11 protein-coding genes are annotated in these 15,600 nt (G+C 66.8%); 2 read left to right on the forward strand and 9 right to left on the reverse strand.

What is annotated here, in order from left to right:
• Positions 1-18: 18 nt before the first annotated feature.
• The 8 genes from KX816_04570 to KX816_04605 all read right to left on the reverse strand — a co-directional run bounded on the left by KX816_04570 (position 19) and on the right by KX816_04605 (position 12,141).
• Positions 19-1,752, reverse strand: a complete 1,734-nt coding sequence (locus KX816_04570; GenBank protein QXQ07309.1) for a D-aminoacylase — start codon at positions 1,750-1,752, stop codon at positions 19-21.
• A 9-nt stretch (positions 1,753-1,761) separates the two neighbouring features.
• Positions 1,762-3,321, reverse strand: a complete 1,560-nt coding sequence (locus KX816_04575; protein ID QXQ07310.1) for a serine hydrolase — start codon at positions 3,319-3,321, stop codon at positions 1,762-1,764.
• On the reverse strand, positions 3,318-4,439 hold the full coding sequence (locus tag KX816_04580; GenBank protein QXQ07311.1) for a hypothetical protein: 1,122 nt from the start codon (positions 4,437-4,439) through the stop codon (positions 3,318-3,320). Before KX816_04580 ends, KX816_04575 begins: the two co-directional genes overlap by 4 nt.
• Positions 4,436-5,494 carry a DUF1611 domain-containing protein gene (locus tag KX816_04585; GenBank protein ID QXQ07312.1) on the reverse strand — a complete coding sequence of 353 codons (1,059 nt, stop codon included), beginning with the start codon at positions 5,492-5,494 and terminating at the stop codon, positions 4,436-4,438. Before KX816_04585 ends, KX816_04580 begins: the two co-directional genes overlap by 4 nt.
• Positions 5,495-5,497: 3 nt before the next feature.
• Positions 5,498-7,750, reverse strand: a complete 2,253-nt coding sequence (locus KX816_04590; protein ID QXQ07313.1) for a TonB-dependent receptor — start codon at positions 7,748-7,750, stop codon at positions 5,498-5,500.
• Between the two features lie 104 nt (positions 7,751-7,854).
• Complete coding sequence (locus KX816_04595; GenBank protein QXQ07314.1) at positions 7,855-9,129, reverse strand: peptide MFS transporter; 1,275 nt, start codon at positions 9,127-9,129, stop codon at positions 7,855-7,857.
• Complete coding sequence (locus KX816_04600) at positions 9,122-10,111, reverse strand: dipeptide epimerase (GenBank protein QXQ07315.1); 990 nt, start codon at positions 10,109-10,111, stop codon at positions 9,122-9,124. The genes KX816_04595 and KX816_04600 overlap by 8 nt, the downstream gene beginning before the upstream one ends.
• The gene (locus KX816_04605; protein QXQ07316.1) at positions 10,111-12,141 is read right to left on the reverse strand and encodes a serine hydrolase; all 2,031 of its coding nucleotides are present in this window, start codon (positions 12,139-12,141) and stop codon (positions 10,111-10,113) included. Before KX816_04605 ends, KX816_04600 begins: the two co-directional genes overlap by 1 nt.
• Before the next feature lie 124 nt (positions 12,142-12,265).
• Here KX816_04605 and KX816_04610 point away from each other — a divergent pair, with 124 nt between their 5' ends.
• On the forward strand, positions 12,266-12,946 hold the full coding sequence (locus tag KX816_04610) for an XRE family transcriptional regulator (GenBank protein QXQ07317.1): 681 nt from the start codon (positions 12,266-12,268) through the stop codon (positions 12,944-12,946).
• A 186-nt stretch (positions 12,947-13,132) separates the two neighbouring features.
• Here KX816_04610 and KX816_04615 read toward each other — a convergent pair whose 3' ends face one another.
• Entirely contained in the window at positions 13,133-13,693 is a 561-nt protein-coding gene (locus KX816_04615) for a TetR/AcrR family transcriptional regulator (GenBank protein ID QXQ08405.1), read from the reverse strand.
• A 188-nt stretch (positions 13,694-13,881) separates the two neighbouring features.
• Here KX816_04615 and KX816_04620 point away from each other — a divergent pair, with 188 nt between their 5' ends.
• Complete coding sequence (locus KX816_04620) at positions 13,882-14,280, forward strand: RidA family protein (GenBank protein ID QXQ07318.1); 399 nt, start codon at positions 13,882-13,884, stop codon at positions 14,278-14,280.
• Positions 14,281-15,600: the final 1,320 nt, after the last annotated feature.

Consider the following 15,600-nt stretch of genomic DNA (forward strand, 5'->3'; position numbering starts at 1 on the left):
GGTCAGCACGGTGCCTCTTCACTTGCTCCGGGTCCAACTGGCCGCGTCGGCTTTGCAGCCGCCGCCGGCCGCGCCCGTCCAGGCTCGACCGCGCACCACCCGCCCCGTCGCGGCGCCAGTGGGTTTACCGCCCCGCAGCGCCAACCGCCCGTTGACCAGGACGGTCTCGACGCCCGTCGCAAGCTGATCAGGCCGCTCGTAGGTCGAGTGATCGGCGATGGTCGCAGGATCGAACACGACGACGTCGGCATAGGCACCAACCTTGAGCCGGCCGCGATCGGGCAGCGACAGGTTGTCCGCCGGCAGGCTGGTCAGCCGGTGGATCGCGTCGGGCAGCGTCACGTCGCCGGTCTCGCGGACATAGTGGCCAAGCAGCCGCGCGAAGTTGCCGTAGGTGCGCGGGTGGGTCTTGCTGAGCAGGAAGACGCCTTCGGGGGCGGGCGCGTCGGCGTCGGAACCGAAGCTCATCCACGGCAGCTTGACGGCGCGGCGCACGTTCGCCTCGTCCATCAGGAAGTACGCGACGCCGACGCGGCTGCCGTCCTCGATGACGAGGTCCATGGCGGTGTCCTCGGGGGTGGTGCCGCGTTCCCGGGCGACCTGGGCGAGCGTCTTCCCGGCCAGCGGCTTGAGTTTGGGTTTGTTGAACCCGAGCAGCAGCAGGCCGTCGGGCCCGGCGCCCGCGTATAGGTTCTCCCAAGTGGCGGGGTGCGCCGTCCGCATCTCGGCACGGACCCTCTCCCGGATGGCCGGGTCCTTAAGCCGCGCGATCCACGCCTCCAGCCCGCCGTCCTGCACCCACGACGGCATCGCAGCGTCGAGGCCGGTCGCACCCGCGGTGTACAGGTACATGTCGGACGTGATCCGCGTGCCCTGGGCGCGTGCCGCTTCGATCATCGCGATGATGTGGTCGATCTTGCTCCAGTTGTCGCGGCCGGCCTGCTTGAAGTGGTAGATCTCCGCCGGCGCGCCGGAGGCCCGCGCGATGTCGATCGTCTCCTGAACGCCTGCCTCCAACCGGTCGCCCTCGCTCCGCATGTGGACCGTGTAGATGCCGCCGCATGCCGCCGACACCTTGGCGAGCGCGATTAGCTCAGGTGTCTTGGCGTAGGTGTTGGGCGCGTAGATGAGCGCCGTGCTCAGCCCGAGCGCGCCCTCCTCCATGGCCTGCCGGACGAGCCCCTGCATCGCCGTCAGCTGCACAGGATTCGGCTGCACGTCGGCTTCGCCCAGCAGGTTCTCCCGCACGGTGCCGGCGCCGACGAACGACGCGACGTTCGGGGCGATGCCGCGCTTCTCGAGCATCGCGAGATACTCGCCGAGCGTCGTCCAGCCGACCGGGTACCTGATGTCGCCCTGCCGCTTCACCGCGAGCGCCTTCATCGCCGGTGACAGCGGACCCATCGAGAACTCGCCCATGACCTCGAGTGTGACGCCTTGGGTGATGTCGGAGACCGCGCGACCATCGGCGATCAGGCTCTCCTCCGGATGGGCGAGCATGTTGATGAACCCGGGCGAGACGGCCTTCCCCCGCGCGTCGACTTCGGTCGCGCCATGGCCAGGCAGATGCGGCGCGATCGCGGCGATCCGGTCACCGGTGACGGCCACATCGGCAGGGAAGGGTTTACCGCCGCTGCCGTCGTAGACCGTGCCGCCCCTTATCACGACGTCATAACCTCGAGGTGCAGCTTGCACTGACGCCGCGATCGCGACCGCGACGACGGACACGGCCAGATGGCGGACCGAGCTCATGCCAATCTCCTATTTCAGGGGTGTAAGCTGCAGGTCCTGATAGTCGAACGAGAAGTCCGCAGTCGGTGACACCGGCTTCATCGCGACCCGCTCGACCTTCCCGTCAGCATCTAGCGCGAAGGTGACGTAGGCGGGTTCGGTACCCGGATCGTCGAAGCGGGCGATGAAGCTGTCATACTGCCAGTGCACGAGCCGGCCAGTCATTCCCGGCGTGGTCGTGAAGTCGATGGCGAGGCCCTTGGCGTCCGAACCGACCCTGACCGTGCCGTACCACGGATCGGCGTAGCTGCCGGCGTAGCGCGCCAGAGGCAGCGACGGACCTACCTGCGCCGGCGTCGCTGCGCGCTGCGTGACCGTCGCCGCGGATGTTGTCAGCCGACGCTCGACGTAGGCGGCGTAGCGCGCGGGCCAGTCCTGCGGCGGTCGGCCCAGATAGTGGTCGAGCAGCTCGTACATGAGACCCAGCCGTAGCGAGCTGTCCTCGCTGTTCAGCGTGATCGCGAAGGCGACGTTCTTCTCAGGGATCAGAACAACCGATGTGACGAATCCGAACACGCCTCCCGCATGCCAGATGATCTTCGCGCCGGCGTAGTCGCGGACCTCCCACCCGAGGGCGTAGTTCAGGAAGCTCGGCTCGGTCCCGGCCAGTTCGGGCGGCGGGGCGGCGATCGGCTCGATCGTCACCGGCTGCCACATTTCCGCCGACGACGTCTCACTGAACAGCCGGCCGCCCCCCGGCAGCTTGCCGTGCGCCAGTTGCAGCTGCAGCCACTTGGCCATGTCGGCGGCGCTGATCGCCAGCAGTCCCGCCGGTGCCGAGGACTGGCCGAGCTGGTCATGCTCGTCGAGCATCCGCTGCGGCGCCAACCCCCGCACGGTACCGCCGATCCGCGCATGCGGCTGGGCACGGTCGACGGTGGCCAGGCGAACCGCCGGGTCGGCGGTCGAACTCACCATGCCCGCCGGCTTGAAGACGTGGTCGCGCAGGTAGTCCTCGTAACCCTGGCCGCTGACCGCCTCGATCAACGCCCCCGCGACGGTGTAGAGGATGTTGTCGTAGGCATAGCCGCTGCGGAAGCTGGTCGTCGGCTTGATGTAGCGGAGCCGGTGGACGATCTCGGCTCGCGACAGGCTACCGTGCGGCACGAAGAGCAGGTCCCCTGCACCTAGGCCGAGGCCGCTGCGGTGGACGAGCAGGTCGCGCACCGTCATCTCGCGCGTCACCCAGGCGTCGTACATCTGGAAGCCGGGCAGGCGGTCCGCGACCTTGTCGTCCCAGCCCAGCTTGCCGGCGTCGACCAGCGTCGCCAGTGCCGCGACCGTCATCGCCTTGCCGGTGGAGCCGGTCATGAACAGGGTATCGGCGTCGACCGGTTCGGAACCGCCGAGCTTGCGGACGCCGTAACCGCGCGCGAGTACGACCTTTCCGTCCTCGACGATGGCGACGGCCATGCCCGGAACGCCGACCTTTTGTCGCAGAGCTTCGACGCGAGCATCGAAATTCGTGGGTGGAGCGGCGAGCGCCGGCACGGCGCATGCAAGCGCCAGCAGAACTACGAGGCTTCTCATAGGACTTCCCCAACAAGGCGTGGATGAAAGAGCAGCCAAAGCCCGCGGGTCGCCAGCGGGATGACGTAGACGGCGAGGACTGTCCAGGCGAGCAGGCGGTAGCCTCCGGCAATCAGCGCGACGAGGCCCACCCGTTCGGCCACCAACATGCAGACGGCGAGCAGGACCAGCGCGCCGATGCCCCGTTGCGCCCTCGTCAGGGGGCGGCCGTGGGCGGCGCCGGCGATCCTCTCGTTGATCGCATGGACCGCCCCGGTGCCGCTTTCGAGCAGCGCCGCGAAGATCATCAACTGGAACAGGTAACGAAACCAAGGCTGGCCGATACGGGTGAGCAGGTCGTCGGACGGCAGCGCCTGAGCGGCGATCTCCGGCATGAAGGCGGTCATGCAGACGAAGAACAGCACCGCCGGCAGCATGGCGAGCACGCCTGCGCCGAGGCCTGCGACAACCGCGTCGCGATCGGAGCCGAGATGGCGCAGGACCGGCAGGATGATCACCGCGCCGACGATGTTGTAGGCGGCATAGGTGATGCCGCCAGCCGCCCAGCCGCTGGTCGGAATCGTCGGCGCGGCGAAGGCCGCACCGATGCGGTCGCCGAAGGTGGTCAGCGCCAGCCCGAAGAACAGGATGTAGACGCCGTACAGCAGCACCGACACCCAGGCGAACAATCGTTCGACCGCGTCGTTGCCGAAGGCGACGACGACGGCGATCGAGGCCATCAAGGCGAACGTCCCGGCCAGCTTCGGAACGCCAAGGGTCGCATGGCCGATTTCGCCGGCGGCCGCTCCGAAGACCGCCAGCACGAGCACGATGAAGAAGGCGTAGGCGATCTCGAAGGCGATCCAGTAGCGGCCGAGCAGGATCTTGAAGAAAGTGCGGTAGTTGTCGGCGCGGGCACGGTGGGCGAGCAGGAAGGTGAGCGCGGCGACGCTGCTCCAGATCGCCGTCGCTAGCGCCATCGCCGCGAGGCCGCCCCATGCGCCGGCGGGCAGGAAGAACTCGGCGATCTCGCGGCCCGTCGCATAGCCGCCGCCGATGACGACGGCCTTGAACGCGAGGCCGGGCAGGACGAGGCGCTGGAACCAGCGCGCCGTCCCGCTGGCGGCCGCGGACCTCATGCCATGCAGGCGTCGAGCAGATCGTCGAACGCAGGGCCGCCGCGTATGGGGTCGGCCGCGGGCATGCCGAGCCGGGCGGCGGTGGCCGCGATCTCGGCGGCGGCGGCGGTGGCGGTCACATGTCCGGTGTTGAGGCTGATCCCGACACAACGGATGTGCGGGTTGGTCAGGCGCCCGAGCGCGATCGTCAAGTCGATCACCGCCTCGATCGACGGCACCTGGAAGTCCGGCGAACCGAGCAGGACCGTGCGGCCGGGTTCGTGGCAGACGACGAACAGATCGGGCTGGCTACCGTGCAACAGGCCAAGCGACACGGCCGCGTAGGAGGGGTGGAACAACGAGCCCTGGCCCTCGATGACGTCGAGATGGTCAGGGGTGGCGGCAGGGCTCAGCTGCTCGGCTGCGCCCGCCAGGAAGTCCGAGACGACGGCATCCATGGGTATGCCGGCGCCGGCGATCATGATGCCGGTCTGGCCGGTGGCGCGGAAGCTCGCGTCGATGCCGCGTTCCCGCAGACCACGCGCGATCGCCAGAGCGGTGTACTTCTTCCCCAGCGCGCAGTCGGTGCCGACGGTCAGCAACCGCCGGCCGGGACGCCGCGCGCCGCTGGCGACGGCAAGACCGGGCGGCGGCACGCGCACGTCGATAAGGCGGCGGCCGAGACGTTCGGCGGCAGCGCGCAGGACGTCGATCTCGGCAAGCCGGGCGTGCATTCCGGACACGAGGTCGAGCCCCGCCTCCAATGCCGCGAGCAAGGTCGCGTACCAGGCCGGCGGGATCGAACCTCCGCGCGCCGCCACGCCGATGACCAAGGCCCGAGCGCCCGCTGCCGCCGCGGCGGCGGGGTTCATGCGCGGCAGGCCGGTCGTGACCGCCGCACCCGGCAGCGCGAGCTCCCCGATACAGCGCTCACCGGCCCAGTCCGCCAAGCCGTGCGCGGTCTTGGCGAACCCGTCCTCGACCGTGTCGCCGAGGAAAAGGAGATACGGTCCGGGCAGCGCCGGTCGCGGGTCGTCCGCCGGTCCCGATGTCGCCACCTGCGCGGCCTGGGCCACGACTCAGTACGCCGCGGTCAGGGCAACGCCGACGGTGCGCGGGCGGATGATACCGGTTCCGACGGCACCTGCCGGGCGCAGGTTGAAGCCGTTCGCGGTGCGCGGACTTACCGAGACGATGCCGCCGCTGTCGGTCAGGTTCTTGGCGTAGGCCTCGAGCGTGAAGCGGCCGAAATCGACGCCGGCGCGCAGGTCGACCACCTCGTAGGAAGGCACGCGGGGCTGGGAGCGACCGCTGATCGGCGTGTAGGTGGTGTCGAAGTTGGCATACTGGCGCGACAGCAGTCGCACCGACGCGCCAGCGAACGCTTTGACGGCTTCGCTCAGGTTCCAAGTGTAGTCGCCGTTGGCGCTGACACTGATTTTCGGCGAGAATGGCAGTGGGTCGCCGCGCAGGCCGCCGACGATGGCGGGCGCATCCTGCGTCAGCTTAGCGTCGGTGTAAGCGCCATTGACCGAGAAGACGAGGCCGGGGGCTGGACGTGCGGTGGCGGTGAACTCGGCACCTTCACTCCGCGCCTTGCCGGCGTTGGTGTTGACGCCGAAGCCGTTGATGACCGCCAGCAACTGGATCCTGCTCCAGTCGATGTAGAAGCCCGAGACCTCCAACGAGAAGCTGTTGTCGGCGGTCTGCCCCTTGAAGCCGGCCTCGTAGCTGATCACCGTGTCGGGGCCGAAATCGCGCGGCGTGCCGGCCGGCGCCCCGGGTGCGAGCGCGTTGGGGCCGCCTGGACGATAACCCTTGGCGACGCGCGCATAGAGCGACGCGTCAGGGGTCAGCTTGAACTTCGGTGCGACCGAGTAGGTGAACACGTTATCGCTCGAACGCGAGATCGGGAGCACGTTGGTGCCGCCCGCCAGCGCCCCCGCCGTGGTCTGCGCGGCGCGCTGCTTGTTGTGGCTGTAGCGGCCGCCGAGGTCGACATCGAAGCGGTCGCCGAGATGGACGGTGACATTGCCGAAGCCGGCGATCTCCTCGTAGCGCGACCGCAGATTGACGTCGGCGAGCAGCGGCAGACCTGCGACGGGCGTAAGCGTGCCCGGGTTCACCGCATTATATTGCTGAGAGATCAGCGCCTTCTCGTGCGTATAATAGGCGCCGGCGACGATATCCAGGAAGCTGATCCGGTTGCCCGACGACAGGCGCAGTTCCTGATCGTACTTCTCGTTGTTCGTGCGCTGGCTAAGGAACAGGTTGTTGGGCGTCCCGAAGACGGCGGCGATCAGCGGACTGAGGTTGGCGCTGAAGTCCTCACGCCGGGATTGCTTCTGGGTGCTGTAACCGCTCGCCGAAGTCAGGTCGGCGAAACCGAGATCGACGTTCGCGGTGCCGGTGTAGACGCGGTAGCGGATGTCTCTGAACTGCGGCACGAACTGAGATACGGTGTCGCCGCCGTAGAGCTGCCTGAGGGTCAGTGGATCGGCGTCGACCACGGTCGGCGCGTTGACGTCGATGTTCTGCGCGATCGCCGTCAGGCGGAAGGAGGCGCGGTCCGAGGGCTTGAACAGCAACGATGCGCGACCGCCGTAGGTGCGGTCGCCGTTGATGTTCTTCTGGACGTTCGAGCCGCCCGTGCCGATCGAATCGATGAACCCTCCGTCCTTGCGGTAGAAGCCCGAAGCACGCACCGCCAACGTGTCGCCCAGCGGCACGTTGACGACGGCATTGCCGTAGTAGCCGATCTGGCCGCCGCTGACCGTCTCGACACCGGCGCGGCCGCGCACCACGAGCTTGTCGGTCTGCGGGGCGTTTGTGACGAACTTGAGCAGGCCGCCGAGGGAATTGGCCCCGTACAGCGTGCCCTGCGGGCCGCGCAGGATTTCGATCTGCGCGATGTCGAAGGTGTCGAAGTCGCCCGCCAGCGTCGCACCGTTGGCAAGACCGGTGCTCGACCCGAACGGCACCTCGTCGACGTAGACCGCGACCGTGGAGGCGACGCCGCCGGTGTTGATGCCGCGGAGGATCAGGCGCGCCTCACCGGGGTTCGACTGGTTGATCTGCAGGCCGGGGACGTTCTTCAGGTAGTCGCCGAACGTCACCGCCTGCTGGCGTTCAAGCGTTGCGCCCGTGATCACCGAGACCGACTGGGGGACGTCGATCAGCGCCTGATTGCGCTTCTGCGCCGTGACGATGATGTCCTCGCCGGTTGCCACGGAATTCGCGTCCGCCTGACCGATCACGGCTTGGGCATGCCCAGCACCCGCGATCGCAACCGAGCCGACCGAAGCCATCAACAGGCTGCGTATGCTGATCATCAGGATTCTCCGTTCGTGCACGTGCCGGACCCCGACGCGGACATGTTGGCAGCGTGAACCTAGTCACGCCTATACAAGACAATATTGTCCCAATTCGAGAACTGTCAATCGGATTTCGCAGCAGGTTCTTTTTCGTCGCCGGGTGTTGCCAGATTGTGCAGGACGAGCGCTGAGGCCACGGCCAGTGCCGCCAGCAGAGCAAAGAAGACGGGTGGCGCCATCCGGCTCCACAAGCTGCCGACCAGACCGGCGCTGAGGCTGCCGGTGAAGGTGATGAGGAACCAGGCCGCGACGGTGGTCGCACCAAGTTGCGGTGGCGCCAGGCGGGCGAAGAGGCCGAGCCCGGTGGGCAGAATGAAAAGCTCTCCCACGGTGAAGATCATGAAGAACGTGACCAGCCAGGGCCATCCGGCGCGCTCGCCCGGATTGACCCACGCGACGAGCGCGAGAAGTCCATACGCGGCGGCGACAACCAGCGCGCCGGTCGCCATGCGGCGCGTGGCACGTGGCTCCGGCCGCAGCAGTGCGCGTTGGCGCCACCACGCCAACAGAAAAGGGGTCAGCAGCATTACGAACAGGGGATTGAGGGACTGGAACCAGGTCATCGGGATGAGCCACCCCGCGACGGAGCGGTCGATGCCGGTGTCGGCCCAGAGCGCGACGGTGTTGCCCACCTGCTCGTAGGCCGAACGGAACAGCGTCACCGCGACGCCGACCCCGATCAGCAACAGCACGGTCCGGCGGTCGAGGCCCCCGGCGGCTACGCTCGAAGCTATGCGGCGCGGCGTCGGCGGCGGCAGGTAGCGCTGACCCGACAGGTAGATGATCAGGCCGCCGAGCATCCCGAACCCGGCGATCGCAAAGCCGTAATGCCAGCCGTAGATCTCGCCCACGGTCCCGCAGATCAACGGCGCGAGGAACCCCCCGATGTTAATCCCGACGTAGTAGACGTTGAACGCCCAGCCGCGGCGCGGGTCGTCGCGTCGGTATAGTTCGCCGACCTGGGCCGGCAGGCTGGGAAGGAACAGGCCGTTACCGACCGCGATGGTCGTCAATGCGACGTAGAACAGCGGTTCGAACGCCATCATGAAGTGGCCCGCCGCCATGATCATCGCACCGGCGATGACGGCGCGACGCTGGCCCAGCCAGCGGTCGGCGATCTGACCGCCGATGATCGGCGTGAAGTAGGCGGTCGCGGTGTAGGCGCCGTAGATGAACGAGGCGTTCGCTTGCCCGATCATCAGCTGCTTGGTCATGTAGTAGACCAGCAGCGCCCGCATTCCGTAGTAGGAGAACTGCTCCCACATGTTGGTCAGGAACAGCACTGTCAGCCCGCGCGGCTGACCGAACCACGCCGGCTCGGCGGCCGTGCTAGCCACCCCAGACCTGCGGGCCCGACCAGATGCGGCCGCTCGAGTAGGTGACGCTCGACCCCAGGTCGTTAGAAATGAAGGTAGGTCCGTCCAGGTCCACCAGGTCGCACGATTGGCCGAGCACGAACGCCGGGGCCATCGCCAGGCCGGTCCCGACCATGCAGCCGACCATGACGCCCATGCCTTGCCGTCGCGCAGCAGCCGCCATCGCAAGGCCCTCGGTGAGCCCGCCGCACTTGTCGAGCTTGATGTTGACCACGTCGAAGCGGCCAGCCGCCGTCTCGATATCGGCACCTGTCAGCAGGCTCTCATCGCCCGCAATCGGTATCGGCGAGCGGTAGCCGTCGAGGTCGGCCTCGCTGCCACGGCGCAGCGGCTGCTCGAGCAGCGCCACCCCGTGCTTGACCAGCCCTGCGACCAGTCGGTCGAGTTCGCTTCGCACGAAGCCCTGATTGCCGTCGACGCCGATCCAGACGTCGGGCCGCGCGGTGCGGATCGCCGCCACGCGGGTCAGGTCGAGATCGATGTCGCCGGTGAGCTTGACCTTGATCGAGCGAGCCTCGGCGTAGCGCCGTGCGCGCGCCGCCATCGCGTCGGGCTCGTCGGCACCAATGGTGAAGGTCGTTCGCAGCGGGCGCGGTGGGTCGAGACCGGCGAGCTCCCACACCGGCACATCGGCATGCGCCGCCTCGAGCTCCCACAAGGCACAGTCCACGGCGTTGCGCGCGCCGCCGGCCGGCATCAGACACAGCAGTTCCGTCCGGCTAGGCCGAGCTTGGATCAGCGCCCGCGCCGCCTCGATCTGAGCCAGCATGTTCGGGACGTCGTCGCCTAGGAAATAGGCACCGCCTCCTTCTCCACGACCGCGGTGCCCGCCATCCGACAGCGTGACGCGAACCACGTCCCAGGTCTCGAACACGTATCCCGAGATCCGGAACGGCTCCTTTAGGCGCAATGTCTCGGTGGCGACTTCGAGCAGCAGGCCCATCAGTAGTTGACCGTCATCGCCATGAGATTGAACGTTACGGCGACGTAGAGAACCACCAGCGCCGACGCGAACACCAGTACGGCCCACAGCTTGCGCATCCAGCCGCGATGGTCGGTCAGGGCGATCCACAGGTTCCCGCCGCTGACCAGCACCATGCCGACGAAGACGACGGCGCCGGCGATCTGCAGCACCCAGAGCAGCGGATCATACCCTGCCGTCCCGCCGGACGCACTGAGGATCGCGGTCGCGACACCGAACCAGCCCGCGACCAGCAGGACGGCCAGGGCTGCGGTCAGCTGCGTCGCCCGCCGGGCACGCAGCGCCGGGCCCGTGATGGTCAAGGGCACCTTCAGGTTGCGCCGGACGATCCAGGCGATGGGCCAGAACAGCGCGGTGAGGAGCATCACGCCAAGGCCGACGGCGAGCGTAGGTACCAGCCACGTCGCCGAGCGGCTCGCGGGGACGGGATCGAACACTTCGAACGGTGCTGCTAGATCGAAGCTCCAGCGCACGACCTTGCCGTTCTCGACCTTCGCGGCGATGCGGTCGTGGCCGTCGACATTCCGCCATACGAACGGTGCGATCTCGACCCAGTGCCGTGGCCGTCCGGCGGCGTTGACGACGCTCGGTATGATCAGTTCGCCTTTCGGCCCCGCCGCGATCGTCGTCTGGCCGCCGAGCCAGTATATCGCCGACAGGAACGACGATTCCGGGCGTCGGCTGGCGATCCAGTTGCCGGCCATCATCCGGACATGCTCCGCCGCCGTCTTGGCGTCGACCCGGCCGTCTGGCGGTGCGACATCGGGAAAATACCGGTCCGCGAAATCCTCGAAAATCGCGGTCCGCAACGCCTGTACCGCTGCCGCCTTTCCCGAGCCGTTGAACGAGACGTAGAAGCCTACTCCGTCTTTCATGAACAGGTGCAGCGACGTGTGGAACGCCGAGGTGTCGCCGAGGTGGCCGATGACCTCGCGCCCGTTGATGTTGGTCTCGAAGAAGCCCAGCTCCATGCGGTTGAGCGGCGGCACCAGCGACCGCGGATCGACCCGCGACAGCGGGCTGTCGTGCATCATGTCGGCGGTGGCGGGCTGGAGGATGCGCTGTCCGTCAAGCTCGCCGCGCTGCAAGTGGGCCAGCATGAAGCGCGCCATGTCGGTGCCGGTTGCGGACGCCGAGCCTGCCGGCGCCGGGCCGATGAACTCGAAGCCCTTGGGCTCGCCGGGCTTGGGATATCCCGTGGCCATCTGGGCCGCGAGCGCGGCCGGCAGCGGTTGGCGGAACGTCGCATTGCGCATTCCGAGCGGCTGGAAGATGTGATGCTCGAGGTAGGTGTCGAAGTCCTCGTGGGAAACGCGCTGGACGATGTAGGCGGCGAGCGCCGTCGCCCAGTTGGAGTAGGCCGGCGTCGTGCCGGGCGCGAATATGCGGGTCGGCGTCCACCGCTTCAGATAGGCGCCGAGCGCCGGATTCTCGGCACCGTCATAGGTGATGATGCCCTTTGCCGCCTCCTCGAAGCCGCCGGTGTGGGTCATCAGCTGCCGCATGGTCACCGGCCTGCCGTCGAGCGGCGGAATCCTGAAGTCGAGGTAGGTGTCGACATCGGCGTCGAGGTCGAGCTTGTGCTGCTCGACGAGCTGCATCACCGCGGTCCAGGTGAACAGCTTCGAAACCGATCCCGGCCGGAACAGGGTGCGCTCCGGATCGACCGGTGTTCGCTTCTCGGCATCGGCGAACCCGAAACCGCGCGCGCTCAGGAGCTTGCCGTCCTTGACGACCGCGACGACCGCTCCGGGTATGTCGGCACTGCGCAGGGCATAGGGCATGTAGCCCTCGAGCCACGTATCGACATCAGCCTTGGTCAGCTCTCGCCCCGACGTGGCCGTCGGAGCGCGCGCCGGTAGCGTCGACGCGGCGGCCTGCGACGCGGGCGCGAGCGCGGGCTTGAGCGACGGGGCCGGGGCTCCGCCATCCTGCGCCTGAACCGCCCCGCTCGCGAACAGAGCCGCGACCAGTATCGATTTCAACTTCATGGCCTGTCCTCGTGTGCCGGGATTGCTCCGCTACGGTTCAAGGGATAAGCTGGGCCTCTCTTGCTCCGATTGGGACGGTGTGGTCCCAAATGGAAAAACCGTCAACCAGGATGCTCGCTGAACCATGTCCGCTGCTGCCCCGACACTCGGCGCACTGCTGCGCAATCTCCGCAGCCGCGAGGGCTGGACCCTGAAGGAGATGAGCGCGAAGAGCGGCATCCCGGTCTCGACTCTGTCGAAGGTCGAGCATGACCGACTGACGCTGACGTACGACAAACTCTATCTTCTCAGTCAGCGGCTCGGCTTGCGCATGTCGGAACTGTTCGCAGAGCCCGCCGAGGACGCGGTGCCGACGGTCACCGCCCGCCGCAGCATCGGGACGCTCGAGCATGCGGTGCGGGTCGAAACGCAGAACTACGACTACTTCTATCTCTGCACGGAGCTGCGTCGGAAGCGCATGATTCCGGTGGTCACCAGGATCAGGGCCAAGACTGCGGAGCAGTTCGGTGACCTCGTCCATCATGCCGGCGAGGAGTACATCTACGTGTTGGAAGGGCGGGTGGTGGTCAACACGGACTTCTACGATCCGGTCATCCTCACGCCCGGGCAGTCCATCTACATCGATTCGACCATGGGCCACGCCTATCTGGCGGCAGATGGCTGCGACGAGGCCACCGTGCTTGGCATCATGTCGAGCGCGGACGAAGACCTGATGCTCTCGCTGATGACGCGACATGAAGAGCAGCAGGTGACCCGTGCGGCTCCGGTTCCGACCAGGGCCAGGCCGAAGGCCGGCGACGGCTGAACCACGATGACGCCCCGGAGGCCCGCACTGGGTAGCCCCTACGCCGGCGGCACCGTTGCGATCCTCGCGGTCGACCCGGCCACCGGATCACCGGCGGCAGAGATCACCACCTGGCCGGCGAACGACGCTTAATTGCGCCGCGCTCCGCTAGGACGGGTGTGGCGAGTTGTGACGTGGCTCCGCCCGTCACGCCAATAGACCGGCGGCCAATCTCCGAAACACCTCTATCGCCTTTGGCAGAGCTGTTCGCGGCTCATCATCCGCCGCGACCCACAGAGCTGCGTTCAAGGCGGCGCCACTGAGGAGGCGGGCGGCCGCCGCGGCATCCACCCGGCGGATGACACTTTCCGAGATGAGCTTGTCGACGGCCTGCTTCGTCATTTCCAGGCAGGTATTCTGGCTCGGCCAGCGGGAGGGATCGCCAAGGAACGCCGGGCCGTCCAGAAGCACGATGCGTCGTACTTCCGGATCAAGCGCCATCTCGATGTAGGCCTCCCCTTCCGCGAGTAGGGCTTCCCAGCCGGTTACCGCCGCCGCTCCTGCCGCCCGCGCGCGCTCAGCCATCTCGCCGTCCACCTGCGCGACGACGGCGGCGAGCAGCCCCGTCTTGCCACCGAAGTTGTGGTAGAGCGCCCCCCGCGTAAGCCCAACCTGCGCGGTGAGTTCATCCATCGACGCCCCGGCGAAGCCCTTCTCGGCGAACGCCCCGCGTGCGGCCGAGATCAGCTTGGCACGGTTCTCCTCCACCGTGTCGATGCGGCGTTTCAAGACCGTGGCGCCTCGACATCAGGCAGCGATCGGCAAGCATTTGACATACGCCTCGTATGTTCAGTATTTGCCATACGTGACGTATATGAGCCTGTTCGTCGCCAAGCAACCGCTTGGCGTCGGCGACAGGCTCGGCCGCCATCGAGCGGCGAGAGAGGATCCAACACATGAAGCAACGCGATGCGATCTTTCCGGCGTCCCGGCACGCCCTCTACGAGGCGCACGGCTATTCCGCGGCGATCCGCTCCGACGACCTCCTGTTCGTCTCCGGGCAGGTCGGCAGCCGTGACGACGGCTCGCCCGAGTCCGACTTCGCCGGCCAGGTCCGATTGGCCTTCGCCAACCTGGAAGCCACGCTTTCGGCCGGAGGATGCGGGTTCGACGATATCGTCGACGTGATGACGTTCCATACCAATCCGGAAGAACAGTTTGAGACGATCATGGCCGTGAAGGCTGAGGTGTTCGGGGAGCCGCCGTATCCGACCTGGACCGCGATCGGCGTCAACTGGCTCGCCGGTTTCGACTTCGAGATCAAGGTGATCGCCCGTATTCCGACGCGGAGCTAGGCGTCGAGGCTCACGCCCGATGCTGGGGCGTCGAAGACCGCGGCTTGAGGCAAGCCGATGCGGCTCGGCGAACCGAAACCGAGGATGGCACACTGCCGTGCTTCGGATCTCGCCGCGACGCTGCTCGCCGTCTCGGCTTCCGTATCTTCAGCCCGCGCCACTGATCGACGGAAGCCGGTCGGCACGCAGGCTGTTCGCACCACTTGGAGTCCGACGTTTCCCACGCTAAAACAGTCCTGACACAACTTAAGGCGCAGAAACGTGCGCTTGAGAGGGCTGCATAGGGTGACCCGTGTCACAGGGGGTGCGCTGTCCCGGGGGCGACCGCCGCATCGGCGACGGTCGCTTGCCTCGGAGGCCTAATCAGCCGATTGCACGTCACTCACCGGGGCCGGTATAATAGAACACTCGAACCTCACAGAGGTATGTCGCTTGCGAATGACGATCTGCGTTCGAAAATCCTGAGCTTATGCGTCGGACGGAAATCACCATGCTCGTCGCCTTGGCGAACTCAAAGCTGTCGGATGGCGATCCTGTCCAAGCGCAGGCCACCGCATCCGGCGGCGCCGTGGTCGTTCAAGGTTCTCGCGTCACCCGTATCTGATGGCCGACGAAGGCAAGGTCTACACCTATGTCGGCTGCAAGTTTCCGCGCATGGCAGCTTAAACCACTACGCTCGCGAGGACGTCACGCCCGGCATTTTTAAGAGCAGCAACACCGTCGGAACTTCTTCTCGATCGTCAGGCGCGGTGTCATCGAAACGTATCAGAAAAGGAGAGAGGCGCACCGGTCGCACTATACTGCCGAGTTCGGTCTCCGCTACAACACCAAGATCAGCGACAGCGAGCGCGCCGACGAAGCTCCGTCAGGCGCGTCCGGCAAGCGCCTGACCTATCGGCAGGCTGACGCTGCCCAGACAGTAGGCCGAAAAGCAGCGCACTTTCGACGATGGCGCAAACACAAGATGTGGTCTTGAAACCGCAATCCACAGACTCCAGCGCACCGCCTGTTGACTCTCCGGAACGTTTAACGAACAACTAATACGAACGATTGAGGCCGGACGCTACCAACGTCCGGCCTCGGTCGATCCGCAACGATGGCAATCGCTCGCGGGTCAGATGGGTGCGCCCGACTTTACTCTATGCCGATCCCCGGAAGCGTCAAGGGCGATTGTCGATACATATAAGGCAATCGTTATATGGCTATCTACCAAGACGCATCCGTAGTCCGAAAGGGTTCCGGCGCTGCTTTTGAAAACACTTACAAGCCGGGAACCGCCTGCCCGCACTCAGGCATCTACCGGTGCCAAAGCTGCGGGCA

Source organism: Sphingosinicellaceae bacterium (assembly GCA_019285715.1).
In the GTDB taxonomy this organism is placed as follows: Bacteria; Pseudomonadota; Alphaproteobacteria; order Sphingomonadales; family Sphingomonadaceae; genus Glacieibacterium.

Excerpts from the sequence above, each read along its gene's own strand:
- KX816_04570 (QXQ07309.1), bottom strand. The coding sequence starts at position 1,752 with ATGAGCTCGGTCCGCCATCTGGCCGTGTCCGTCGTCGCGGTCGCGATC.
- KX816_04575 (QXQ07310.1), bottom strand. The coding sequence starts at position 3,321 with ATGAGAAGCCTCGTAGTTCTGCTGGCGCTTGCATGCGCCGTGCCGGCG.
- KX816_04580 (QXQ07311.1), bottom strand. The coding sequence starts at position 4,439 with ATGAGGTCCGCGGCCGCCAGCGGGACGGCGCGCTGGTTCCAGCGCCTC.
- KX816_04590 (QXQ07313.1), bottom strand. The coding sequence starts at position 7,750 with ATGATCAGCATACGCAGCCTGTTGATGGCTTCGGTCGGCTCGGTTGCG.
- KX816_04600 (QXQ07315.1), bottom strand. The coding sequence starts at position 10,111 with ATGGGCCTGCTGCTCGAAGTCGCCACCGAGACATTGCGCCTAAAGGAG.
- KX816_04605 (QXQ07316.1), bottom strand. The coding sequence starts at position 12,141 with ATGAAGTTGAAATCGATACTGGTCGCGGCTCTGTTCGCGAGCGGGGCG.
- KX816_04610 (QXQ07317.1), top strand. The coding sequence starts at position 12,266 with ATGTCCGCTGCTGCCCCGACACTCGGCGCACTGCTGCGCAATCTCCGC.
- KX816_04620 (QXQ07318.1), top strand. The coding sequence starts at position 13,882 with ATGAAGCAACGCGATGCGATCTTTCCGGCGTCCCGGCACGCCCTCTAC.